This window comes from Leucothrix pacifica (genome assembly GCF_003172875.1).
GTDB lineage: Bacteria > Pseudomonadota > Gammaproteobacteria > Thiotrichales > Thiotrichaceae > Leucothrix > Leucothrix pacifica.
Window position 1 is genome coordinate 1 of sequence record NZ_QGKM01000021.1, and the last position, 22,551, is coordinate 22,551.

The window sequence follows — 22,551 nt, forward strand, 5'->3', positions numbered from 1 at the left end:
ACTACTCTTGACCATAGCTCTGGTTTGATTGCCACCGAATTGCGTTACCTGTGCCGCTGCGTGCCATGTTGAACCTGATGTTAGTTCGTCACGCTCGACCAGTGCTACGTCAGTCCAGCCTTCGCGAGTCAGGTGATACAGGGTTGAACAACCGGCGATACCGCCACCAATGACAACAACTCGTGCGTGAGACTTAATTTCTTGCGCCATAATTCCGCCTTAGCATTTTCGGGTTTGAGAACCACTCATCATCTGAAAATTCTTGTGGAGTGACAAACCGAAATTTCTGAATCATAGTTTAAAATTACTGAACTATAAAAAATCAACTGGCCGATAGGCATCAATATGCAAAGCTTTTTTTATTAAAAGGCAAGAGAAAATACCTCCCAAACAGTCAATCCCGACAAATAAACTCTATACTGGAGTCGAGTCATATCAGATCTTCAATGCACTGACCAGCTACGCTAATTTCGATGAGTTGGAACCCGGCACCGGCGTGCCACGCTTTGATGCCGTGGTTCATTTTGCAGCCGTACCGCGCATATTGATTAATCCCGACAATGAAACCTTTCGCGTCAATACCATGGGAACCTATAACGTGATTGAGGCGGCAACTAAACTGGGTATTCAAAAAATTGTCATCGCCTCCTCTGAAACCACTTACGGTGTCTGTTTTGCTGATGGCGAAGTTGATCCACCCTATTTACCTGTGGATGAGGAGTGTCCGATTGACCCGCCAGATAGTTACGCCTTATCAAAAGTGGTGAATGAAAAAACAGCTCAGGCGTTTCACCGACGAACTGGTTACGACATCTATGCCTTGCGGATTGGCAATGTAATTGAGCCTCACGAATATGCTGAAAACTTCCCTGGATATTTTGAGAATCCTGCAGTGCGTCGGCGTAATATTTTCTGCTATATCGATGCACGAGACCTTGGACAAATTGTTGATCGTTGCCTGAAAACGGATGGTTTGGGTTTTCAGGTCTTCAATGCTGGCAATGATAATAATTCTGTGGATCCTCCGGCAGCAGAGCTTGCTGCCACATACTTCCCCAATGCACCCTTAAAACATGAGCTTGAAGGTGAAGAAGCCCTGTATTCAAACCGTAAAATTCGTGAAGTATTAGGGTTTAAAGAGCAACACAACTGGCGAAACTACGTAAAACCTAGTCACGAGTGATGAAACGGGAGTGACAATCATCAGGTACTGCTTTATGGTTTAATTCTATTAAATCACCCTGCCTGATGACTGATGAAACACTCACTCCCGCCACTCGATAGCCTTAAAGCTTTCGAAGCTGCTGCCCGCCACTTAAGCTTTAGTCTTGCCGCAGATGAGCTATGCATCACCAAAGGTGCAGTCAGCCACCAAATCCGCAAACTAGAAGAGCAATTACAATGCCGTCTGTTTAAACGCGCAGTGCGGCAAGTGTACTTAACCGATGCGGGTCAGACTTTATTGCACACCACGCAGCGCTTATTTAAAGACTTAGGCGATACCCTGTCTCAGTTAAGTGGTGAGAATCAACAGGCAGGAGTTAGTATTGCTGCGACGACTTATGTGGCAGCGCGCTGGCTGTCATCACGAATTAGCCAGTTTAACGAGCAGCATCCTGATGTGACGATTTTACTGCAACACTCAGTGAACTCTGCGGATTTCAAACTGGGCGATGTCGATCTGGCGATCCGCTGGGGACCTTGCAAAGGTCGCGCAGACAGGAATCGCTTTGGAGAGATTCCTATGGGGTTGTTTCCGGCTGCCAGCCCTCAGCTATTGGCTCGCTATGGTATTGATAATGCAATCGCCACGATCAAGCCCTTTGCAGCTGCACAATTACTGGAAGCGCCATTTAATCAAATGACTTTATTGTGCGAAGACAGACCGCAAGACACTTGGCAGGAGTGGCTAGACGCCAATATGCCCGAACCTCTCGGACTGGAAAATCCACGGCGCGTCATTAGTGATGCCAATGTACGGGTGCAGGCTGCGGTTGATGGCCAGGGGCTGATTATGGCAGACGATTTGATGCGAAATGAGTTGAACAATGAGCTTCTGATTACGCCATTTTTGGAGGTACTGGAAGGCTATGGCTATGCGTTGATGAGCTCGCCTACGCGGATTCATGGAGGGAATGCGTCGCTCGTCAAAGAATGGTTTCAAGAGCATTCACACTAGCTCGCCTCTAGCAATCAATATACAAAAAGGTCATAATAACCTTTATAACCAACTAAAATAAGGAGTACCACCATGTCAACCACCGCAATTTCTGTTGCTGATGCTAAAAGTCGGATTTCCGAACTAATTGCTAAAAGCCAACACACCCACACTCGTTTTATGATTACACGACGCAATAAACCTGTCGCTGCCTTAGTTAGCCTGGAAGACTTACAGCGCCTTGAACAATACGAAGAAAGACAAGGCTTGGCTGCAATCGCAGGAACATGGGAAGGCTTTGACGAAGTTGAATCTGGCATCGGCGATATAGCAACCTTACGCAGCTCAGGAGGGATGGGACGAGATGTATCTCTTTGATACGGATATTTTGACCAACATTGTTAAACCTCGCCCTTCTCCTCGTTTGTTACAACGTCTCGGAGAGGTGTCACAATCACAACAATTTGTGTCTACTATTACAATCTCAGAGATTGTTTACGGTGCCGAGAAAAGTCACCGACCTGCTTACCACCTAAACAACCTAGAGAATGTGTTATTACCTGCCGTGAATATAGCAGGCTTTGATGCTAAAGCGGCTTATGTGTGCGGACGGATTCGTGCTGATCTGGAGAAAAAAGGGACTCCGCTGGATCTGGCTGATCTGGAAATAGCATCGATAGCAATTGCTAATGACTTTATATTAGTGACTAATAATACTCGGCATTTCGAGCGAATTGAGCAGCTCCGGTATGAGAATTGGCTGTGAGCTTCAGTTTTCTACTCAAACCTCACAAGATAGCCGAACTATTACTTCAATCGCAGCACGTAAACTCACTACCAACAATAATTACCACATCTGAAATCAGCAACGCTGCGTAAATAAGTACAACTCTCTCATACCAATAAACATAAAAATGATTAAAACCTCTTTTACCCTTATTCTATTTTCACTGGCGATTAGTACATTAAGTGTGCCTACCTTAGCCGCAGAAACAACCCCAAAAACTGATTTTCCAGAATCATTCACCACATCTGCTACCGCCAAAGTAGGCATAAAATCAGCCTGGTACGATAATGCTACAACCCGCTACGCCCACGGTGTACTAGGCGACGCCATCGAAGCCGGTTCACTACACGCAAAAACCACTGATGGTCGCACGCTGTCAGTCACACTCGATACAGCACATGTATTTGAAGACATCAAAACCCGCTTAGCCGACCTTGACGGTGATGGCCGTAATGAGATTATTACCATACGCAGCCACAATCAAAAAGGTGGTCAAATAGCGGTTTATGGCGTCACTGCAAGTTCGCCCAATACATTGTCTTTAGTCGCCAGCACGCCTTACATTGGCCAAACTTACCGTTGGTTAGCGCCTGTTGGTATTGCAGATTTTAATAAAGATGGTGCGATGGATATCGCTTATATTGATCGTCCACATTTGGCCAAAATACTTCGGGTGTGGAGCTATAAAAACGGTGGCCTAAGCCAAGTGGCACAAGCACAAGGTCTGACCAATCACAGTATCGGGCATGATTATATTACGGGTGGTGTGCAACGATGTGGAGCAGATGCTTCAATGATTACGGTGGACTCCAACTGGACGCGCCTGATCAAAACTACATATGGCGGCGGCAAACTGACGAGTCAGGACATTGGCTCCTATACCGGTGCAGCCAGTGCAAGTGCTGCTTTAAACTGTCAATAATCACGAGTCTACAAGTCAGTTAAGTCCCAAAACGCTTGGCTGACCGCGCCTTAGCTTTCTCAGCCTCTAACTCCCGATTCTTTGGCGTCGCATTGATCAACAGAGAGTCGATCAACTCCCTCGCGGCTGCTTCAACTTTCTCAACAGCACGTTCAAACGCTAACTCATTGGCTCTAGAAGGCTTTGTTGTGCCACTTAATTTGCGAACGAATTGTAATGCTGAAGCATGTACTTCTGCATCCGTTGCAGGTGGCTCGAAGTTGGCAAGTGTTTTAATATTCCGGCACATAATAATTCCTTAAGGTCGATGAAGCTAGCTCAATCATAAGGCATACCTCCACTATCATAAACTCACCAATCAGAAATACGGTATACTTGAAGTCATTGTAAATTAATGTAATTTTCATGATACATCGTGCCTAAGTATTATAATTTGAGTAGACATAATTGAGCCGTGTACACACACGAGCACCCTTTGCCTGTACCGACTCATCCATCAAACCCATACTCAGATCAGGCGCAGAGTCCTGACACCAAGGAATCACACTTATGATGAAACTCACTTTATTACCGCTTACAGCTATCGCATTTCTTTCCGTTGCGGGCACCTCTCAGGCAGCTGCTCCTGATTTAAAAACACCCGGCCCGGTGATTTATCTGGCTGATAATCTTGATGAAGCGGATAATCTGGGCTGGTGCATCGATACTGTGGGGCGTGGGTTTTCTGACAAATTACACACGCACTCCTGCAAGCCGAATGGCGGTGATGTGCAATTCATGCATAGCGCTGACACACTACAAATAAGCTCAGCCACCTATGACAATAAGTGTGCGACTATGTTAGATGCTGTTCCGAAGGCTGGCACTAAACTGGGTCTGTTGGATTGCCAAGCGAATGCAGCGAGTCAACAATTCGACTACAGCACTACCGAGGGTACTTTTCACCCCAATAGCAATGCTGACTTATGTCTAAGTGTTGGCAACGGTAGTCGCTCAGCGGGGCCATTTATGTCAAGAGATTTATCGCTTACTGCTTGCGATAGTACGGATACAAAATTCAAACAATGGAAGATCCTAATGAAACCAGTTGAGCAACTATCTGCAACCAAGGCATTGAGTGAATTCGCTTGGAAAAAGCGTCAGATAGTCGTGTTTACGCCTAGCGCTGATGACCCGAGAATGCGCAATTTCAATACGATTCAACGTAACTTCGCGGATGACTTTGCAGAGCGCTTTTTACAGGTTTGGGTAGCTGAGGCTGACAAGCGAGTCACACTTGCCGGTAAGCCAAGAAGCGATGTATCAGCCGAGAGCTTTTATCAGCGTTTTCAGGTAAAGCCGAATGAATTTCGAATCGTACTGATAGGTTATGATCAGGGTGAAAAACTCAGGCAGTCAGAGCTCAATATAGATTACCTACTGGGTACCATTGACCAAATGCCAATGCGCCAGCAGGAGATGCGTTCGCAGTAATCAGTAAGCAATCATCGCGTGAAGCGACTAGCTCCAGGCAAACATACTCGACTTAACCTTCAGAATCTCAAGTTCGTACACATCAGAACAAGCCGTGTTAACTACGCCATAACAAACCTGTAGTGGCAATAGATGCTCTTCACGAGGATGGCAGAAACGCGCGCCCTTAGCCTCTTCCCAATCGATAAGTCGCTGGGTTCGCTCCTGTTCAGGCAAGTCACGACTGCTGCAAGTCTCGATTAGCCAAGCCTCAAAAGACTCATTCAAATCCTTCGAATTAGCTGTCTTATTTAAGAAGAACGCTTTCATATTGTGGAATGAAAATCCTGAGCCAAGCACCAATACATTCTTCTTATGAAGTGACTGTAAAGCTCGACCCATTTCGACATGTACTTCAGCATCTAGCGAGTTTACTAAGGACAACTGAATACAGGGAATATCCGCTTCCGGATACATAATCGTCAGGGGCACAAATAAGCCGTGATCGAAGCCACGCGAATCATCTAACTTAGCCTCAATACCGCTAGCACTCAACGACTCATAGATCTCACTAGCCAATTCAGGCTTACCCGGACAAGGATACTTAACCTCGTAAGTCTCAGGCGGGAATCCATAATAATCGTAAATCAGCGATGGATTCGCAGCGGAGGTAATCGTAGGGACAGACTCCTCCCAATGCGCACTCACCACCACAATTGCGTCCGGTTTTGGAAAGCTGGCAGTGATCTCTTTCAGGCAAGTCACCATCTCCTGATGGCCCGGATCATCCAGTAGAGGCATCGGGCCACCACCGTGAGAAATGAACAGTGCTTTAGGTAAAGATCTCAAATTAAATACTCGCTTTAATACCGTCAAAAAAGTCCTGCCAGCTTATATGCTCACGACCCGCAGCGATAGAGAATTGACTTGGATTATTAGATTTACCTTCACGAATTCCTTGGTAGATTCCAGCAATAACCGTACCGATGAAATCACCTAATTCTGCAACACGATCTTCGCGATAATCCTCCACTGACATTGCTGTATAACTCAGGTCAACGCCATAGGCATCACTCATATAATCGGCGAGTTGAGACTGTGTGATAGCTTCACCATGTAAGTTATAAGTCTGGCCATTATGCTTGTCTTCAGTGAGTATTCTGGCGTAGGCATAAGCCAGTTCCGTACGGGTTGTATAGCCACACTTACCATCTGCCGCGCAGTTGAAAATACCACCAGCTTTTACGTAGTTATCTACGTACTCAAGATCCGGTTCTATGTAAATGCCATTGCGACCGATCACCCAATCTAAACCACTATTGATTACATCCTGTTCGGTCTGACGGTTGCTCTGAATAACAGGAGAAAATGCAGTATCCTCCTCTGCTCCCTGAACACTGGTGTAAACGATCTTTTTCACACCGTTTTTCTTAGCAGCCTCAATCACATTGCGGTGTTGTTGAATCCGCGCATCCGGTGCATCCATGCCAGACACTAACAGTATGACATCAACAGATTTTAAAGATGCTTCCAAGGCTTCAGGATCATTGTAATCACCCGGTCGTACCTCAATACCCAAACCTTTAGCATTATCGGGAGTGCGCGCTAAACCAATGATGTCCTGTTTAGGCATCACCTCAGCCAGTGCATTAACAATCTCTGTTCCTAATTTTCCGCTTGCTGCGGTCACCGCGATTTTCATGTGGACTCTCCTGAGATAGCTTAATGGTTCAAGAAATAAGCTGTCGATTATGGCTCAAACGGGCATCTCTGATAAGGTACGGAAAATCGAATTGATTTATCTGTTTTTGGGCATAATCGATTAATGGTTGATACTGCTAAGCAACCAGAACAGTGCGTATGAACAGTATCAACCTATTAGTGCTGCATTAACCTAACAGGTATTTTTAGGTGGTCTCTATTGTCATCTCAAGATCAACAGGACATTTCAAAGCCCGTGCAACCATGCAAAGATCATGTGCCTTCTGCACGATACGGTCAGCTGATTTTTCCTTACCTTCTTCTACAGTAACAACGGGGCGAATAACGATCCGCTTAAAGTTGTAACCCGCCTTCTCTTCTTTGCTCAATTCCCCTTCTGCCGTTGAGGTGTATGATTTGATTTCCAAACCTGATTTTGAAGAAATCAACAACACATAATTGGCTAAGCAAGCCTCAGCTGCTACAACCAGAATATGTTCAGGGCAAAACCGATCCGAATCATGCGGAGAACCCACTGGAAGCACAGGCAAATCACCGATTTGAATTTCGCCTTTTTCAGCCTCACCAGTCCATCTATAGGCTGTCTGATAATTTAGTGGAATGTCACTCATTTTCTTAGTCCTTAATTTTTATACGAATTTCCGTATTTTCTGTTATTAAATTTCCTGACCATTCAAGTAAGAATGGATAATCATTTCGGTCGCACCACTAAAGCCTTCGCCTGCAAAACACATGGAGAGTGATTGCTTGAAGAAACGATTTAACCTTTCCTCAGACTCATCTGACTCGATCATTACAATCGATTTAACAAGATCTGCGTAACTCGCCATCTCAGTGGTATTGACTGCTTCTTCACGATAGTTAATCTGCTGCTCCACACGAAAATCTGTGTAGTCTAAATCCATCATGGCGCTTACTAAGGTCACCTGAGAAGTCAGACACAGTGCTGTTCCTGCTGTCACATACTCCAGTGAGGTCGGAGCGACCGGTATGGCATCAGAGCTATCAACGGTACTTAACTCGTCACTATAAATTTCCCATGTTTCTGACGCTTCATGGTTAAATGAAACGGTGATTTTCTTCAGTTGAGGTCTGCTTGAATTGCCTGCTGATTCAGACGTTGCCAATATCTGAAACTTCAGATTCGACATGTAATCCATAGACTGATCTCCGATACCAACAACCACTTGAGGGATGTAGTCTGATTTCAGTGGCGCATCGGTGATGTAACTTAATTGCAGCCCATCAAGCGTAGAAACATCTGAATCAGTCGTACCCGGAGTGGCACGGTACTTTTCCCAGTGCTCGCCATTCACAACTAACGTTGGCTCAATCGGAATTTCGTTTGCCAAGGCTTCACCTGCTGTCCAAGCCTTTAATGCCATATCCTTTAACTGACGAATCGTTTCTTCAGGAGCACTACTCTGGATAATGATGTTAGCCTGCGAGTCATCGAGAAAACCAACCGCCTCAGCTGACATCATGTCATCCCAATGAAATTTATTGAATACTGTCACTGAATCAGAAGGAATCAATTAAGGGAATGACTTGTTCAAAACGGCTAAAGCCATGATCACCGCCCCGGAAGATCAATTGGTGACAATCACGATAAAAAGCAGCAGCCCGTTTCCAATCCAGAGTTTCATCAGCCATTTCAGCCATTAAGAAAATATTCTCCGGATCAGCCGGTGCTAACAAATCCATTTTGTTCAAGCTATCAACATGTGCCTGAGTGAACTCATAAGTCTCTTCTGAATGCCAGGCTTTCTGTGGACCAATCGCTCGTCTCAGCACCAAGCCTGCGTTGACCGCAGGATTAATCACGACTGCTTTCAGATTGTATTTTGCGGAGAGTACCGTGGCGTAAAAACCACCGAGGGAACTCCCCACTAACTTAGGCGGCGTTGCTGAGTTTTCAATAATCTTACTCAGCAGCTCAATCGCCTCAGCAGGATCAATCGGCAAATCCGGACAGACCCACTCATCTTCGCGACCCTGTGCTTTCAACCATTTTAGTAATTGTTGCGCTTTGGTCGAGCGCGAAGAAGAGGTAAAGCCATGTATCACTAAAAACATCGATTAATCCTTGTTAGATATGATGACGGTACTAAGTTACATTACGGTACTGCTTGCCAATTACTTGATCTCTGCAATGTGCTTTGCAATCGGGTACAACATAGAGGCACCTAATTGCATACTACGGTCAGCAGACCAACCGGCTCTTGGCTCAGGGCGGGCAGCATTATCTTTAAATGGCATTTCCAGCGTCATTGAAGCAATCTTAAAGTGATCACCCACCCAGTTACTGGCTAAGGTTAAAGACTCATCGCCGAACTTCTTTGGAGGGTAGCCGTGCTCTGTTTGAAAGTCCGGATTAATCTCTGCAAAGCGACGTTTAAAGGTGGCCTCTTGCGCTAAAATTTTCTCATCCACCGGCAAACCGTCCTGACCCGCAATGAAATTCCATGGCAAGGTCTCATCACCGTGAATATCAAAGAACAGATCACAACCGATGTCTTGCATGGCTTTTTGCACAAAGAAAACTTCCGGACTGCTTTGTGTATCAGCCTGTCCCCAGACACGGTTTAAGTTGACGCCTGCGGCATTGGTGCGAAGGTTACCAAGCGTACTACCGTCAGGATTCATATTGGGCACCACGTAAAATACACAGTCAGAGAACAATGACTCAACCAAGGCATCATCTTCATCTAACAGCCTCAACATATAGCCTTCTGCAAACCACTCTGCCATTGACTCACCGGGATGCTGACGAGCGATCAACCAGACACGTTTCTTGTTGCCGTCATCATCACCAATTTGCAATAAATCAATATCACGCCCCAGTATGGTTTGCCCCAGAACGGTTAAACTACAGTCCGGATGGCATTGAACCTGTGCAACGAGTTGTTGATGACGTTCCAGTGTGTAAGGAGTGAAATAGGCGTAAAACACAGCGTCATTATGTGGGGTGTGATTAATCACTAATTGACCATCAACATACTGCGTATCGACCCGAAACCAGTCTTCCTGATCATATGATGCCACGGCTTGATAGCCGTCCCATCCAGCTGAAAATGCCGCATCACTCGCGTTCTGAATACTCATCGTTAGCGGCATATCACGCACATTCGACACACGAAAATAGAACCACTGATAAAAATCAGAGTGGCTGTCAGGACGAATCGTTAGTTGGATATCATCGGCAGAGTCAGCCTTGATAACTTGAATATTGCCGGCATCAATAGTCTGGGTAATGGTTAGCATCAGGAGTCCATGAATAGCTTAAATTGGACTCTGATTGTAGGGGATTAGCTAAAGATAATCACGACTAATGAAGCCTGATACTAGACCACTTCGATTGGCTGTTTTGTACGTTTTTTTCGTTGCAGCTTCTCAGCGACTTTAGGTATTACAAGTAGGTCCGGCTTTATCAGCTTGCGCTTAGCGCCCGGTTGCTCTTTAAAGAAGATGCAATGCCCGCCAGCTTGTTTCGCTTTGTACATTTGCTTGTCAGCACATTGGATCATGTCATCCAAACTTGGCGTAATTATCCCCGGCAGATAGCTGCAGCCTCCAATACTGGAGCTAATATTATGAACGTTATCACCATCAACAATAGGTAACTCGATCATATCCAGTAGCAAGCGCGCTGACTTGTAAGCACTCTCCTCGCTGTAGGCGCCGCGCAAGCGTGTTAACACAATGATTTCATCACCACCAATGCGTATTGCATCACCTTTATCACCCAGCCATTTTTCAAGTCGCTTGGCAACGGTAATCAACAGCATGTCCCCTGCCTTATGACCATACTGGTCATTCACTGCTTTGAAACCATCCAGATCTAAGTACATCACGATAAAGGAAAGTTTTTTCTCATCTGCTTCAGCCACATAATCATCAAATAACCCATCTAAACTGCTTCGGTTGTATAGACCTGTTAGTGGATCATGTCCTGCTGCATAAATGGCGCGTTTTTCAGAACGTTGAGTATGGTCACGAAACTGCAACAACGCCATTGCCGATAGGGACATGAATATCCCAATAGCCAGCGTCATGCCGATAATGAAGCCAATCGCCTGAAACCACTCAAGATGACCAAGGAATGGAAAATCTAACCAATGAACGCCCACTAAAAAACTAAAGACACCCATCATCTTTGTGCTTTTGTTAATTGGCTCGGCAGTTTTGTAGATAGCGTAAGCGACCATAAAAAATGCACTAGCATTTTCAACTGCGAAAAGTAAGGCACCCAAAAAGGTCTGCCCGGACAAGGATAATGCGGTCGTTACAGCCAACATCACAGTGGGCACTGCTAGCCATAAGCGAAGATCGAGTTTCTGTTTGATAAATAATAACGTTCCAATAACAAGTAAGTGATTTACCGTTGTTTGGAGCAGATAAAATATCAACATATTAGAAACAGTTTTTCCATCATCGTGGAATAACATTTGTAGGATGTAGGCAAAAGATTGTAAAGAAGCGGCACAAGTCCACCAGCCGACGCCCTGTCTGGATGGCATGGTTCTGATGATCAACAATAGCACTGTAATCAATATCAGCGATGTCGAACTCACTATCATAAGGAATGATATGAGCTGCATCAAAACATATTGGCTATATATTAGTTAAAATTTTGTAATAAATTAACATAGCCAATACGCGGTATTTTTCTTAGACGGTATTGTTACCCCAAACCCTATGACTACTGCCATTCACTATCATTCCAGAGGCGACAATTGAATTTAGTGTTAGATAAAATAAGGCCAGGATTATGATTCCTAACCCGAAGCCGTCTTGAGGATTGAGATAAATACTAAGGGCATTTTTACATTCTACATTTACCCAATATTATCATTTCACCAACTACCAGACATGTTGTAGAATAGTCGGCTGAATGAATGGTTTTTAGGGGCTATCATCGACATTACAAAACAAGAATTAAACACCAACCTTCGGGCACGATACAAAAAATTGTTCGATAAGATAATCACGCCCGTCATGACCGCGTGCTACCTGAGTCTGGTCTTTATTCTTTGGAAACTGCAACAGTACATAGGCGATGAAATGCTGCGTGTACTAAAAGAGCAAATTGAACGCAAAGAAATAGAAAATGAAGCCGAAATGCTACAGCGTGATGCAGCCATTGGCCACTCTACGCGTGCGATTAACCATGAACTGAATACTCTGATTGGTGTGGCCAACATCAGCACCTTTCAAATCGAGGCTAAAAACAAATCGTCAGACATCACGGAAGAAATTGAACGACTCAACAAGTCACTCAGTTATATGGGCCGTGTCTCTAGTTTGATACTTGATGGACTAGGCAGCCGGCATGCTTCTAAGCGCATTATATCACTAGCTGAACTGTGTGATGATCTTAAGCTATTGCTATGTCTGGTCTCTGAGTTTTATCTGGAGCAACTTCGTTTTGAGTTTCCGGAAAACGCAGAAAACTATGAGTTTGAGGAGCGAACTGGTTCCACCTACCTGATTATTCACAACCTGGTTAAAAACGCTCACGAAGCAGTACTTGACAGGCATGGCAGAGCGCCAAGCGGTGTCATCAAGATTAAAGCCAGAATTGCTGACGATAATATTTTTCTCTCTGTTTATGATAACGGCATAGGTATGTCGAGTCAGGAAATTGAAGACATCCATAACCAGATCAGCATTACCACGAAACTAGATGGTCACGGCCTTGGTCTTAAATTTGTAAAGTCGGAATGTGTAAAAAACGGTATGGATGTTGTGATCAAATCAGTACCTAATCAGTACAGTTTATTTGAAATCAAAGTGCCAATGCACATACGCACGGACTAAAGATACGATAGCCACCGCTTACATTAGGACTTGGCTGCCAGATATATCGTATGGCGACTCCCCTTACCCTTATGTGCCCTGACCATTTGAGTGCGTACCTTGTAGCCTGCTTTTTTAAGTTGCGCGCTAAACTTAGGATCGTTCCAGGCTGACCAAATGGCTAACATCCCGCTGGGATACAAGGTCTCGCGTATAGCCCGCAAACTGCCCAATGAGTATAAACTATCATTATCCGCATGGGTAAAGCCCTCAGGCCCGTTGTCCACATCTAACAGTACGGCATGATAGGCCTGTTTCTTACGCTTAAATAATGCCGACACATCACCCTGATAAACCACCGTACGGCTGTTATCTAACGGTCTACCGGCACACTCACCCAGATCGCCTTTATTCCACTCGATAACATCAGGAACCAACTCCGCAACCGTAACCTGTGTACTCGCTTTGGTCGCCAGTAATGCAGCTTCTAAGGTAAAACCCATACCCAGACCGCCAACCAACACGCTGGCATTTTCCAATTGCTTAATGTGAGCGCAGCCTAAGTCCGCCAATGCCCGTTCTGAACAACGTACCCGACTGTTCATCAACTCACCACGCGCCCCTTTTAAGTGAATAGAAAACTCATCACCGCGTTGTGTCAGTCTAAGCACTCCGCCGTCATTGGGAATCGCGGCTTCGCCTAATAATGTCCATGGGATCATAGTATGCAAGTTTCTGAATGGAATAAGCGGCAGTAGCTTAAACTATTTATAGTGATGTAGCAGTTATTCGTGGCAGAAATATTCATTTAATGGCGCGATTAAAACTATCAAGCTTATGATCGCAGAAACCTGCTAATTAACATTAAAAAATCCCCGATGAAACGAGCGTTCAAACGGGGATTTTTATAAGTCATTTGGAGGCTGCCCTACTTAGTTAGACGACTCAGCATCTCTGGGTGGTCTTCCACCAGGCCGGCCATTGCGCTTGCCAAAGGCAAAGCCACTAATAAAGCCAGACTTCCCAAAGCCGCTCCGGCAAGTCCCATGGCCGGTAGCCCAAAGTACCCGTAGATCAGAACCACACTGATGACAACATTGACCGGGATTTCCATCAGGAAACCATTAAGTACTTGCATTAGGCTTAGATGGCACCGTTATTGACAGAGAAGGTGGTATGGCTAATACAACAACCTTACTTATTACCCCAAATTTTAGAGACAGCGCGTTCAGAGCCTAAGGTACCAACCACCAGTGCCGTTACCGCAATGGCCAAAAACACGACGGCCGGAATCAACGCGCCGATCTGCCCGAATGACAGCCCCAAACTGGCAGCAACAATCGATAGGAATAAGAAAAGACACCCCAGCACCACTAACACTGTTCGGTGTGATTTTTTATAGGTAAAGGGCTCATCCCCTTTTTCAAAGATATTGAGCAGTGGCGCAAATAACTTACTTAAAATACTTTTCACGAAACACCCTAATCGCTAATTCAGATTGATATGACTTAATCTTAGAGCCTTTTCTTGCTGAAACCTACGCCCTTTTCAAGATCGGCGATATCCATACCGATGTTCTCAACGTCTGGAAACAATCCGGCCAATGCCGTGATGACGGATTTTGACAGATTTAACTTTTGCTCTTTGGTTCTGCCTTCCAGAATGCTGGCGAAAACGTGCATGGTGTCCAGTTGCTCACCGTTAAACAGTATCTAGCTGCATACTAACCTCACAGCCAATTGTATTTAAAAAACTCACCGATTATTATTCATTTATTCACTCCAAACCAATGTTCATCTAAGTTGTCTATTTTCCGGGATATTGGAAGCGACAACTTTTGTGACAAATTATAAAAAAGGAAACGTTTTATGAAAAAGACGCTTATTGCGATGGCTCTTACTCTTGCTTCGTCTCAGCTAATCGCCGATGAAGTGACTATCAGCACGGGAAGCCGCGGTGGCTCGTACTACGAGACTGGTGAGCAACTGGCAAGCATCCTCAACGACTTTGACTATGAAACCAAAGTATTGAAGAGCAAAGGCTCTATTTTAAATATTAGTCGTGTCGCTAACTTCGAAGCTTCACTGGGATTCGCGCAGCTTGATGCGGTTGCGTGGTGGATGAAACAAAATCCAAATCAGGCCAAAAACTTTTCGGTACTTGGAAACCTGTTCCCTGAGTGCGTCTACATCGCCGTGAATAAAGATGGACCGATTGATGATGAAGGTGATTTACAATCTACCAAGGGAAAAATTGCGGTACAAAAACGCGGCTCTGGTTCAGCAGTCACTTGGGAGTATATGCGTGACTTAAATGCTGGCTATGCTAAATCCCAAACATTCTACAAGGGTGGCATGCAGGTTTTAAGTCAATTGGCTAACGAACCGGACGGTGAGATCAACGCGTTTTTGTGGGTGAGCAATCCAGAAAAATTAGATCAGCGTTATTTAAAAACCGTATTGAATAGTGACCAGTTAGAACTGATTAACGTTAATGACTGGGACTTGAACGATAAACACGAAGAGCTGGGACGCTCGATTTATCGCTTTGAAAAGCCCGATGTGAAGAAAGGATTTCTTAACGATAAGGAAATCGAAACCATTTGTATGGACTCTGTCGTGATTGCTGGAAAAGCAGCTGATGAGGACATGGTTGATGATGTTGTTGATGTGCTGGTAAATAACCGCACTCGGCTTTTTCCGCCTGAGTAAATCACTTAGCTTAGTAGGGCAACAACACGCTGCCCTACCAACTAATCTATAACGATTTAGCGCTTCGCTTCAACCGCAAAGTAACCCGTCCAGCGATAAGTCGTTCCACCAAACTCAACCGATGTCTCCGTCTGTTCTGTGACATCCGCGCTGTTGTTAACCATCACTAGTAATGACAAGTCATCACCAATGATCTCAACGACTGAGGCATCAGCGCTAAAGCCAATCACATTGACTGCATTGAATTTACCCGTTGTACCGTGACAAACTTCTGTCGACTCGTCGAAGAAACCGTGAGTCTCAACAACACTCGCAAACAAAGTATCTTTTGCATTGCGACGAAGCACCAAGCTTGTCTCACTACGTAAGTTAAACTCAGGGTCATTGGCACCTGTACGTGTGAAGAACAAAGTTTCATCGCTAGATGAAGTTCCCAACCATGTCTAGAAACTCTTGTTCTGCAACCATGTCACAAGGCTAGTGTCTGCATCCGCAGTCCCTTATGCTTCATTCCAAAGATGCTGGTAACCGAAGTCTTCGCCTAAAGTCTTAAGCCTAATGCCATGTACTTGTCCGTATCACGAATAAGTGCATCGAGGCTTTGCCCCATTAAGCTATCGTTGCCCAATTCTTTCTGGATAGCTTCAATTTCTTGAGGGTTCATTAAAACAGGCGTTGTATTTGAAAGCAATCGGATCAGGAAACGTTAGTAATAACAGTACATGTCACTCACCATGGCAACACTCCTACCACAGCGATAAACAACAGTAAGCTAGTCATCATCCAGCAAAGGCTTGCCCTTCACATCCGAATAAGTTGCCCGACATTTTGGAAACTCAGAACATCCCCAAAACGGTGTTTTCTGCTTATTCTGCCGCAAAACCAAATGCCCTTTGGCGCACACCGGACAACTCAAAGTATTCACATGCAGATCCAAACCCTGAGCTTTCACCCGCTCAATTTCGTCCGCAATAATGCCATCGACCTCATCGATCAGCTCCTGATAGTCCAACAGGCCCGACTCGATAAGCCGTTGTTTCTGATGCCACAGTGCCGTCAAATCAGGCTTCACCGCAAACGCCGGCAACGCATCATGAAACTCCCGACCAATACTGGTACTGATCACCACACCATCGCGCTCCTCAATGTACTCCCGTGAGAACAATGTCTCGATATGACCATGTCGTGTGCCCGGTGTACCAATACCCACCGACTCACCGTGCTGAGTCGCATCCTTCTCAAGCAGCAGGCGTTTGATCTCAGGATCTGTCACGTAATTAGCCACCCGTGTCAGATCCAGCAGCAAAGTCTTCATGGTGTAACGCGGTGGCGGCAGTGTTTGTTGCGTATTAGTTTTGATCGACAGCAACTTTCCGCGATCAAAATGGGTAATTAACTCCAGATTATTCTCAGGAATATCTTCAAAGCGATCACTCGCCTCATCCCAGTCCGTAATCGCGCGCCAACCTTGATCAACAGCGACTTTGCCCAATGTTTTAAAGGCATGATCACCAATACGGACATTAATCTCCGTCACCCGCAGCCGTTGCTCAGGATAAAACTGCGCCATATACGCTGAACTAATGAGCTTATAAATACGTAGCTCTGCCCCGCTCAACTGACCAACATCCGGCACACTGACGGTTGGAATAATCGCGTGGTGTGCCGCCACTTTGTCAGAATCAAACGCCGCACTACGACGTTGACTATCGCAAACCTCAGCCTCCGGAAAAGCCGTTTTCAGTTTATCAAGCAACACCGAGGCCTCGCGATAACGCTCCGCACTCAGGTAGCGGCAATCACTTCGGTTATAGGTAATCGCTTTGTATTGATCGCGCAGTCGCTGGGTGATTTCCAGCACAACCCGTGGCGCATAGCCAAACTTACCCGCCGCTTCAGCCTGCAGACTCAATAAACTGTGTGGCAGCGGTGGAGCGACCTTATGCTCCTGTGTCGTCACAGCATCAATCTTAACGGGAGCATTGCTTAACTCAGCCACCAATTGATCCGCAAACGAGGCATCAATCAAGCGCTGCGAAGGATCAACCAGATCACCCGCCTTTGGAATATAACGCGCAGTCAACTGCTTGCCCTGCACTTCAATCGTCGCCTCCACCGATTGATACTGGTATGGACGATACTCATCATGTGCCTTGTCTCGCGCCACGATCAAGCCAAGAATCGGCGTCTGCACACGCCCCACTGACAACATGCCAACATAACCCTGCTTGCGCGCCAACAAGGTATAAGCACGTGTCAGGTTAAAACCATAATGCTGATCACACACCGCTCGCGCTAAGGCTGACAGAGACATGCCACGGTATAAATTATTGCTGCCCATACTCAGCGAGGCACGCAGGATTGCAGCCGGGTTATTATCATTTATCAGAATACGCAGAACCGGTTTATCCAGCCGCGCGTACTCAATCACCTCATCCACCAAACGCTGGCCTTCAGGGTCAGGCTCTCCGGCATTCACCAACTCTTCTGCCGAGCGGGCTAAGTCAATGATTTCGGTCAGGTGTTCGCGGTGCTGATCTTGCGGCGTATAACTAATCGGCCACTCCATCGGCAGATAGTCCAGCGACCATTTTTGATAAGCCTCATCATGCTCTTCTGGCTTGCGTAATCGCAGTAAATGCCCGGACAACCACGTCACTTTCTCATCACCGATATCAAAGCAGATACCATCCGGTACTGACGGGCCACCCAGCGCCACCGAGATAGACATCGCAGTTTCTTTTTTCTCAGCAATATATAAGCGCATAGGTGTCCCGATGAGGCATTTAAGAAAGACCAATAATGTCGACTATTATAGCCTTATTCTACGCACTTTATGCTTGTGAATGTGTGTGTTCCACTGTGGCTTATTTAATTACCGGTAGTGTCGTCATGGGGGGTGCAGTCGCCTTAGTCGAATCAGCCATCAACACCGTTGCGTTCTACTTTCATGAAAAACTATGGAATAAGTTCGATATACCAGAACTATTGTCACACCTGACGGTTGTCGCCAGTCACCGGGTTTAGGTACTAGCCAAAAGAGATAGGGATGGTTACAGTAACGACTCAAACTCATTGGAAACCACAGGGAAGTGACCATGCAGGCGATTCAGAATTTGAGCAAGGATTTAAGCGAAGAGCGATTAAGTACATTAGACGCAGCGGATTATGCTTTACCCGATGAATTACTCAGCAGGATAATGACGCCCGCACTGGTGATTTACGCGGACAAAGTGGAACACAATATTCAGGCAATGCTGTCCTACATGGGCGGCAATGCCTCACGCTGGCGCCCTCACCTAAAAACCACCAAATCCCCTTATGTCTACGGCTTATTGATTGATGCCGGAGTGCGCCATTTTAAATGCGCTACCGTGCGTGAAGCAGGCTGCTTGCTGGATGTACTGGCAAAGCGTGGCATATCAGATGCTGATTTACTCATCGCATACCCACTGCAAGGCCCGGCTTTGAGCGTCGCAGGTGAACTGGCTGAAACCTTCCCCTCAACCCATATATCCGTCCTTAGTGAAGACCCCGAACACATCGCCCAAATACCGCACACACTGGGTATTTTTGTCGATGTCAATCCGCAAATGAACCGCACCGGCATACCACTAACCGACTATCAAAGCATCCATACCGTCGCGCAAGCAGCGGGCAAACGCTTTCGTGGACTACACTTTTACGACGGTCATATTCACGATGAAGCCGCGGCCCAGCGACGCGAAGCATCCCATGCCCTGTACACCCAAATCAGCGAGACCATCGGCCAATTAGCGATTGATGGACTGCCATGTGACGAGCTGATCACCAGTGGAACACCAACATTTCGATACGCTCTGGATTACCCCGGATTCGCGGATGGCAATATCGCAGACAGTGAAGTGATACATCGAGTATCCCCCGGCACCGTAGTCTTCCATGACTTTCAGTACGACTCACTACTGGAAGATCTCGAATTAAAACCGGCAGCCATGCTGTTATCCCGCGTTATCAGTCATCCGCGAGGAGACCTTGTGACCTGTGATGCCGGCTCCAAATCCATCGCTGCAGAAGCCGGTCACCCCGTAGCCTTTGTACTGGATCACCCGGAATTAGTTGCCCGGCCACCCAGCGAAGAGCACTTACCGCTGCACTGTAACAGCACCAACAAACCAAAGCGCGGCGATACACTCCTGCTAATACCACGACACATCTGCCCGACAGTCAATCTCGCAGAGCAAGCATTACTCATGAAAGCAGACGGTACCGCAGAAGTGATTGAGATCACAGCACGGGCGCACGATTTATTCGTGTGAAGACTTTGCCGCGATCGCCTCAGCCATCGACTGATCAGCCACCGCTTCCAGCCATGCCAAATCAACGTCTTTATGCGCCTCACAGATAAACCAAGGCTCGCGTGAATCCGGCTCCAGCATCACACCATGCTTAATCAGATTCATGGCAAACTCGGTATACAAAGCGCTGTCAGTCTCTTTCCAATCGCGATAATTGGTTGGCACTGCCTCACCAAAATGAATACCAAACATCGCATCCGGCCCGGCAAATTTATGCGCAATACCGTGCTTGGTGAACACACGGCTCAACACCTGCTGAATCGCCGCGCCAGCGTTGTTAATCGTCCCATACGCATCCGTTTCATTAAGGATGGTCAGCGTCGCTTTTGCCGCACTCAGCGCAATCATATTCGCCGTATAAGTACCACCGTGCGTAACACCTTTGGCATTGAAGCTAATGATATCCATCACATCCGCACGTCCACCAAACGCCGCAACCGCGTAACCATTACCCATCGCTTTGGCATAAGTCGTCAGATCAGCCTTAATGCCGTACAACTCCTGCACACCACCTTTAGCCACCCGAAAGCCTGTCTTGACCTCATCCATAATCAATAAAGACCCATTCGAGTCGCACATGCTGCGTAAGGTTTGCATGTACTCAGGCGTCGAAGCGATGCTACCGCAGTTACCCAAAATCGGCTCAATAATGATAGCAGCGATATCATGCCCAACACGCGTAAACACCTCATCAATCGCGGCAAAGTCATTTAACGGCACGGTCTCTAAATGCTCGCGACTTGCCTCCGGAATGCCTACCCCAAAAGCAGCAATTTCTGGCGGTTGAGCGGATTGGCTATCCCAGTTATCAACGTCAGACTTCCACATCATTTCATCGTACAGGCCATGAAAACCACCTTCGACCACCACGATTTTATTACGGCCGGTAAAACCACGCGCGGTGCGCACTGCACCCAATACCGCTTCAGTGCCCGAGTTAGCGAAGCGCATTTTCTCGATATTTGGACACATTGATTTGACCAACTCCACCACCTCAGAATCAAGGTCAGTCGAGAAGCCGGACATGGTGCCGCGCTCAGTAATCACCTCAATCACCGCCTGGTCTACCCGCGAATCACGATAGCCCAGAATGATCGGGCCATAGGCCAAACGGAAGTCTACAAAAGTCTGATCATCAGCATCCGTAATGGTGCAACCCTTGCTGCTTTTTACAAATACCGTGTTGTCTTCACCCCAGTAGCGGTAGTTATCGGCAACACCCATCGGCATATTATTGTGTGATTGTTTTAGCAGGCGCTCAGTATTTGGTTTCGCTGGATTGCTCATGTATCTGGTCTTTGAAAAAGTAAATGGCGCGCATCATACCGTGTCACCATTAAGGATGCATGACAGAAAAACTGAACGGCGGGTATAAGCAGATTGATACTACTGAGTTCGACACAATAAAAACCTGTGGCTCAGGTCAGTTTTGACCCGAGTCACTTACTTAAAAACCCGCCCGGCAAACATTCTCCAGCCGATCACATCCACCCCGCTACGCTGATAGTTATCCTCCCCACCATGCACTAACCAAGGCGTCAGCGCCTCATCCCCTGCAAACTTAGCGGCCTTCTGCCCTGCTTTAATATAATCACTGGTTACTGTTGCGCCGGACTTGATTTCAATGGGTTGCAGCTTGCCATCTTTTTCATAAACCAGATCCGCCTCCACCCCATTATTATCTCGCCAAAAATACAGATCCGCTGCTTCACCGGCGTTATAACGCGCTTTAAGCGCCTCACCGATCACCCACGTTTCAAACAACGCACCCCGTAAAGGGTGTAAAGCCAGAACCTCTTCTGTGCGTATTCCCAATAACCAACACGCCAAACCTGTATCCACAAAATATAGCTTGGGCGTTTTCACCAAACGCTTACCAAAGTTCTTGTGATACGGCGGCAATAAATACACCAAATCACTCGACTGCAATACCGACATCCAAGCCTGTGCGACTTTATTGGTAATCCCCGCTTCACCTGCCAAGGCATTTAGATTCAGCAAACTCCCCGTCCGCCCTGCGCACAAGCGCAAGAAGCGCTGGAATGTTGTGAGATCCTGAACATTGATCAACTGGCGCACATCGCGCTCGACATAGGTTGCGATGTAACTGGCAAACCAGTCTTGGGGATTGATCATCTGGGCATGTAGCGCGGGATAACCACCAGTGAGCAAAACAGCATTTAAACGATGAGATGATAAATTGGGAATCTCTGAAGATGACAATGGCAACAAGCGCGTGACACCGGCACGTCCCGCTAAAGACTGCGAAACACCCGCCAACAAACCGAACTGTTGCGAACCCGTGAGAATAAAACGCCCTGCCTGACGATCTTCGTCCACCATCCCCTGAAGGTAGGAAAACAGATCTGGCCAGTGTTGCGCTTCATCAAAAATAGCGCCCTCGCTAAAACGTGCCAAAAAGCCCTTTGGGTCATCTTCTGCAAATAAGCGCTCTGAAGGGTCTTCCAAAGTGACATAGGGTTTATCCGCAAACAGTGAACGTACCAGGGTGGTTTTTCCGGATTGGCGCGGGCCTGTCACTGTAATAACGGGGAATGAAGTTGTTAAGCGCTGTAAAGTATTGGTGAGTGCTCTGGAGATCATTTTATACAATTTTCCTGATTTAGAACTAAATTGTATAGATAAAACCAAGCAATGCCAAC

Annotated in this window: 28 protein-coding genes; 10 read left to right on the top strand and 18 right to left on the bottom strand. The window is 46.4% G+C overall.

The window, feature by feature from the left end; genetic code table 11:
* On the bottom strand, positions 1 to 210 hold a 210-nt coding region (locus DKW60_RS09180), incomplete at its 3' end, for an FAD-dependent oxidoreductase (protein ID WP_245929662.1).
* 286 nt (positions 211 to 496) lie between these two features.
* Between DKW60_RS09180 and DKW60_RS09185 the strand changes: the two genes are divergently transcribed.
* The 5 genes from DKW60_RS09185 to DKW60_RS09205 all read left to right on the top strand — a co-directional run bounded on the left by DKW60_RS09185 (position 497) and on the right by DKW60_RS09205 (position 3,867).
* Complete coding sequence (locus DKW60_RS09185; RefSeq protein WP_219988696.1) at positions 497 to 1,183, top strand: NAD-dependent epimerase/dehydratase family protein; 687 nt, start codon at positions 497 to 499, stop codon at positions 1,181 to 1,183.
* A gap of 72 nt (positions 1,184 to 1,255) precedes the next feature.
* Positions 1,256 to 2,179 (top strand): LysR family transcriptional regulator, encoded by a 924-nt coding sequence (locus DKW60_RS09190; protein ID WP_109837362.1) that lies wholly within the window; start codon positions 1,256 to 1,258, stop codon positions 2,177 to 2,179.
* 72 nt (positions 2,180 to 2,251) lie between these two features.
* Entirely contained in the window at positions 2,252 to 2,536 is a 285-nt protein-coding gene (locus DKW60_RS09195; RefSeq protein ID WP_109837363.1) for a type II toxin-antitoxin system Phd/YefM family antitoxin, read from the top strand.
* Positions 2,523 to 2,924 carry a type II toxin-antitoxin system VapC family toxin gene (locus tag DKW60_RS09200; protein WP_109837364.1) on the top strand — a complete coding sequence of 134 codons (402 nt, stop codon included), beginning with the start codon at positions 2,523 to 2,525 and terminating at the stop codon, positions 2,922 to 2,924. Before DKW60_RS09195 ends, DKW60_RS09200 begins: the two co-directional genes overlap by 14 nt.
* Positions 2,925 to 3,072: 148 nt before the next feature.
* Positions 3,073 to 3,867, top strand: coding sequence for an FG-GAP repeat domain-containing protein (locus DKW60_RS09205; RefSeq protein WP_109837365.1), 795 nt, complete (start codon positions 3,073 to 3,075; stop codon positions 3,865 to 3,867).
* A 19-nt stretch (positions 3,868 to 3,886) separates the two neighbouring features.
* On the opposite strand, the gene DKW60_RS09210 is transcribed toward DKW60_RS09205, so the two are convergent.
* A complete protein-coding gene (locus DKW60_RS09210; protein ID WP_109837366.1) occupies positions 3,887 to 4,156 on the bottom strand; it encodes a DUF2277 domain-containing protein in 270 nt (89 codons plus the stop codon).
* Between the two features lie 260 nt (positions 4,157 to 4,416).
* Here DKW60_RS09210 and DKW60_RS09215 point away from each other — a divergent pair, with 260 nt between their 5' ends.
* Complete coding sequence (locus DKW60_RS09215) at positions 4,417 to 5,340, top strand: DUF4174 domain-containing protein (protein WP_109837367.1); 924 nt, start codon at positions 4,417 to 4,419, stop codon at positions 5,338 to 5,340.
* 27 nt (positions 5,341 to 5,367) lie between these two features.
* On the opposite strand, the gene DKW60_RS09220 is transcribed toward DKW60_RS09215, so the two are convergent.
* The 7 genes from DKW60_RS09220 to DKW60_RS09250 all read right to left on the bottom strand — a co-directional run bounded on the left by DKW60_RS09220 (position 5,368) and on the right by DKW60_RS09250 (position 11,561).
* Positions 5,368 to 6,168 (bottom strand): DODA-type extradiol aromatic ring-opening family dioxygenase, encoded by an 801-nt coding sequence (locus tag DKW60_RS09220; RefSeq protein ID WP_109837368.1) that lies wholly within the window; start codon positions 6,166 to 6,168, stop codon positions 5,368 to 5,370.
* Position 6,169: 1 nt separating this feature from the next.
* Complete coding sequence (locus tag DKW60_RS09225) at positions 6,170 to 7,021, bottom strand: SDR family oxidoreductase (RefSeq protein WP_109837369.1); 852 nt, start codon at positions 7,019 to 7,021, stop codon at positions 6,170 to 6,172.
* Positions 7,022 to 7,226: 205 nt separating this feature from the next.
* Entirely contained in the window at positions 7,227 to 7,652 is a 426-nt protein-coding gene (locus DKW60_RS09230; RefSeq protein WP_109837370.1) for an OsmC family protein, read from the bottom strand.
* Between the two features lie 45 nt (positions 7,653 to 7,697).
* Positions 7,698 to 8,525, bottom strand: coding sequence for an OsmC family protein (locus DKW60_RS09235; RefSeq protein ID WP_109837371.1), 828 nt, complete (start codon positions 8,523 to 8,525; stop codon positions 7,698 to 7,700).
* Between the two features lie 37 nt (positions 8,526 to 8,562).
* Complete coding sequence (locus DKW60_RS09240; protein WP_109837372.1) at positions 8,563 to 9,117, bottom strand: YqiA/YcfP family alpha/beta fold hydrolase; 555 nt, start codon at positions 9,115 to 9,117, stop codon at positions 8,563 to 8,565.
* A gap of 60 nt (positions 9,118 to 9,177) precedes the next feature.
* Positions 9,178 to 10,305, bottom strand: coding sequence for a M14 family metallopeptidase (locus tag DKW60_RS09245; RefSeq protein ID WP_109837373.1), 1,128 nt, complete (start codon positions 10,303 to 10,305; stop codon positions 9,178 to 9,180).
* A gap of 80 nt (positions 10,306 to 10,385) precedes the next feature.
* Positions 10,386 to 11,561 carry a GGDEF domain-containing protein gene (locus DKW60_RS09250; protein ID WP_181389640.1) on the bottom strand — a complete coding sequence of 392 codons (1,176 nt, stop codon included), beginning with the start codon at positions 11,559 to 11,561 and terminating at the stop codon, positions 10,386 to 10,388.
* Between the two features lie 451 nt (positions 11,562 to 12,012).
* Between DKW60_RS09250 and DKW60_RS09255 the strand changes: the two genes are divergently transcribed.
* Entirely contained in the window at positions 12,013 to 12,861 is an 849-nt protein-coding gene (locus DKW60_RS09255; protein WP_146203458.1) for a sensor histidine kinase, read from the top strand.
* Positions 12,862 to 12,884: 23 nt separating this feature from the next.
* Here the strand turns inward: DKW60_RS09255 and fliE are convergent, their stop codons facing one another.
* The 4 genes from fliE to DKW60_RS23655 all read right to left on the bottom strand — a co-directional run bounded on the left by fliE (position 12,885) and on the right by DKW60_RS23655 (position 14,522).
* Complete coding sequence (gene fliE / locus DKW60_RS09260; protein ID WP_109837376.1) at positions 12,885 to 13,562, bottom strand: hypothetical protein; 678 nt, start codon at positions 13,560 to 13,562, stop codon at positions 12,885 to 12,887.
* Positions 13,563 to 13,768: 206 nt separating this feature from the next.
* Positions 13,769 to 13,978 carry a hypothetical protein gene (locus tag DKW60_RS09265; RefSeq protein WP_109837377.1) on the bottom strand — a complete coding sequence of 70 codons (210 nt, stop codon included), beginning with the start codon at positions 13,976 to 13,978 and terminating at the stop codon, positions 13,769 to 13,771.
* A gap of 56 nt (positions 13,979 to 14,034) precedes the next feature.
* Positions 14,035 to 14,313, bottom strand: coding sequence for a hypothetical protein (locus DKW60_RS09270; protein ID WP_109837378.1), 279 nt, complete (start codon positions 14,311 to 14,313; stop codon positions 14,035 to 14,037).
* Positions 14,314 to 14,354: 41 nt separating this feature from the next.
* A complete protein-coding gene (locus tag DKW60_RS23655) occupies positions 14,355 to 14,522 on the bottom strand; it encodes a tautomerase family protein (protein ID WP_181389641.1) in 168 nt (55 codons plus the stop codon).
* Positions 14,523 to 14,708: 186 nt separating this feature from the next.
* On the opposite strand from DKW60_RS23655, the gene DKW60_RS09275 reads away from it, so the two are divergent.
* Positions 14,709 to 15,551 (top strand): TAXI family TRAP transporter solute-binding subunit, encoded by an 843-nt coding sequence (locus tag DKW60_RS09275; RefSeq protein WP_109837379.1) that lies wholly within the window; start codon positions 14,709 to 14,711, stop codon positions 15,549 to 15,551.
* 56 nt (positions 15,552 to 15,607) lie between these two features.
* Here the strand turns inward: DKW60_RS09275 and DKW60_RS09280 are convergent, their stop codons facing one another.
* From DKW60_RS09280 to DKW60_RS09285, 3 genes are all read right to left on the bottom strand, one after another.
* A complete protein-coding gene (locus DKW60_RS09280) occupies positions 15,608 to 15,988 on the bottom strand; it encodes a hypothetical protein (RefSeq protein ID WP_109837380.1) in 381 nt (126 codons plus the stop codon).
* A 104-nt stretch (positions 15,989 to 16,092) separates the two neighbouring features.
* Entirely contained in the window at positions 16,093 to 16,215 is a 123-nt protein-coding gene (locus DKW60_RS24495; RefSeq protein ID WP_281271838.1) for a hypothetical protein, read from the bottom strand.
* Between the two features lie 108 nt (positions 16,216 to 16,323).
* A complete protein-coding gene (locus DKW60_RS09285) occupies positions 16,324 to 18,318 on the bottom strand; it encodes a DNA topoisomerase (protein WP_109837381.1) in 1,995 nt (664 codons plus the stop codon).
* Between the two features lie 35 nt (positions 18,319 to 18,353).
* On the opposite strand from DKW60_RS09285, the gene DKW60_RS09290 reads away from it, so the two are divergent.
* Together DKW60_RS09290 and DKW60_RS09295 are read left to right on the top strand one after the other, a co-directional pair.
* Entirely contained in the window at positions 18,354 to 18,578 is a 225-nt protein-coding gene (locus tag DKW60_RS09290) for a DUF2061 domain-containing protein (RefSeq protein ID WP_109837382.1), read from the top strand.
* 71 nt (positions 18,579 to 18,649) lie between these two features.
* Entirely contained in the window at positions 18,650 to 19,849 is a 1,200-nt protein-coding gene (locus DKW60_RS09295; RefSeq protein WP_109837383.1) for an alanine racemase, read from the top strand.
* On the opposite strand, the gene DKW60_RS09300 is transcribed toward DKW60_RS09295, so the two are convergent.
* Positions 19,838 to 21,175, bottom strand: coding sequence for an aspartate aminotransferase family protein (locus DKW60_RS09300; RefSeq protein WP_109837384.1), 1,338 nt, complete (start codon positions 21,173 to 21,175; stop codon positions 19,838 to 19,840). The two genes, DKW60_RS09295 and DKW60_RS09300, sit on opposite strands and share 12 nt — an antisense overlap.
* Before the next feature lie 156 nt (positions 21,176 to 21,331).
* Positions 21,332 to 22,492 (bottom strand): ATP-binding protein, encoded by a 1,161-nt coding sequence (locus tag DKW60_RS09305; protein ID WP_109837385.1) that lies wholly within the window; start codon positions 22,490 to 22,492, stop codon positions 21,332 to 21,334.
* Positions 22,493 to 22,551: the final 59 nt, after the last annotated feature.

Coding starts and splice junctions, on each gene's coding strand:
- DKW60_RS09200 (WP_109837364.1), top strand. CDS start 2,523: ATGTATCTCTTTGATACGGATATTTTGACCAACATTGTTAAACCTCGC.
- DKW60_RS09250 (WP_181389640.1), bottom strand. CDS start 11,561: ATGCCATCCAGACAGGGCGTCGGCTGGTGGACTTGTGCCGCTTCTTTA.
- DKW60_RS09295 (WP_109837383.1), top strand. CDS start 18,650: ATGCAGGCGATTCAGAATTTGAGCAAGGATTTAAGCGAAGAGCGATTA.
- DKW60_RS24495 (WP_281271838.1), bottom strand. CDS start 16,215: ATGAACCCTCAAGAAATTGAAGCTATCCAGAAAGAATTGGGCAACGAT.
- DKW60_RS09265 (WP_109837377.1), bottom strand. CDS start 13,978: ATGCAAGTACTTAATGGTTTCCTGATGGAAATCCCGGTCAATGTTGTC.
- DKW60_RS09245 (WP_109837373.1), bottom strand. CDS start 10,305: ATGCTAACCATTACCCAGACTATTGATGCCGGCAATATTCAAGTTATC.
- DKW60_RS09195 (WP_109837363.1), top strand. CDS start 2,252: ATGTCAACCACCGCAATTTCTGTTGCTGATGCTAAAAGTCGGATTTCC.
- DKW60_RS09210 (WP_109837366.1), bottom strand. CDS start 4,156: ATGTGCCGGAATATTAAAACACTTGCCAACTTCGAGCCACCTGCAACG.
- DKW60_RS09305 (WP_109837385.1), bottom strand. CDS start 22,492: ATGATCTCCAGAGCACTCACCAATACTTTACAGCGCTTAACAACTTCA.
- DKW60_RS09285 (WP_109837381.1), bottom strand. CDS start 18,318: ATGCGCTTATATATTGCTGAGAAAAAAGAAACTGCGATGTCTATCTCG.
- fliE (WP_109837376.1), bottom strand. CDS start 13,562: ATGATCCCATGGACATTATTAGGCGAAGCCGCGATTCCCAATGACGGC.
- DKW60_RS09205 (WP_109837365.1), top strand. CDS start 3,073: ATGATTAAAACCTCTTTTACCCTTATTCTATTTTCACTGGCGATTAGT.
- DKW60_RS09225 (WP_109837369.1), bottom strand. CDS start 7,021: ATGAAAATCGCGGTGACCGCAGCAAGCGGAAAATTAGGAACAGAGATT.
- DKW60_RS09240 (WP_109837372.1), bottom strand. CDS start 9,117: ATGTTTTTAGTGATACATGGCTTTACCTCTTCTTCGCGCTCGACCAAA.
- DKW60_RS09275 (WP_109837379.1), top strand. CDS start 14,709: ATGAAAAAGACGCTTATTGCGATGGCTCTTACTCTTGCTTCGTCTCAG.
- DKW60_RS09235 (WP_109837371.1), bottom strand. CDS start 8,525: ATGATGTCAGCTGAGGCGGTTGGTTTTCTCGATGACTCGCAGGCTAAC.
- DKW60_RS09190 (WP_109837362.1), top strand. CDS start 1,256: ATGAAACACTCACTCCCGCCACTCGATAGCCTTAAAGCTTTCGAAGCT.
- DKW60_RS23655 (WP_181389641.1), bottom strand. CDS start 14,522: ATGCACGTTTTCGCCAGCATTCTGGAAGGCAGAACCAAAGAGCAAAAG.
- DKW60_RS09300 (WP_109837384.1), bottom strand. CDS start 21,175: ATGAGCAATCCAGCGAAACCAAATACTGAGCGCCTGCTAAAACAATCA.
- DKW60_RS09230 (WP_109837370.1), bottom strand. CDS start 7,652: ATGAGTGACATTCCACTAAATTATCAGACAGCCTATAGATGGACTGGT.
- DKW60_RS09290 (WP_109837382.1), top strand. CDS start 18,354: ATGTCGACTATTATAGCCTTATTCTACGCACTTTATGCTTGTGAATGT.
- DKW60_RS09215 (WP_109837367.1), top strand. CDS start 4,417: ATGATGAAACTCACTTTATTACCGCTTACAGCTATCGCATTTCTTTCC.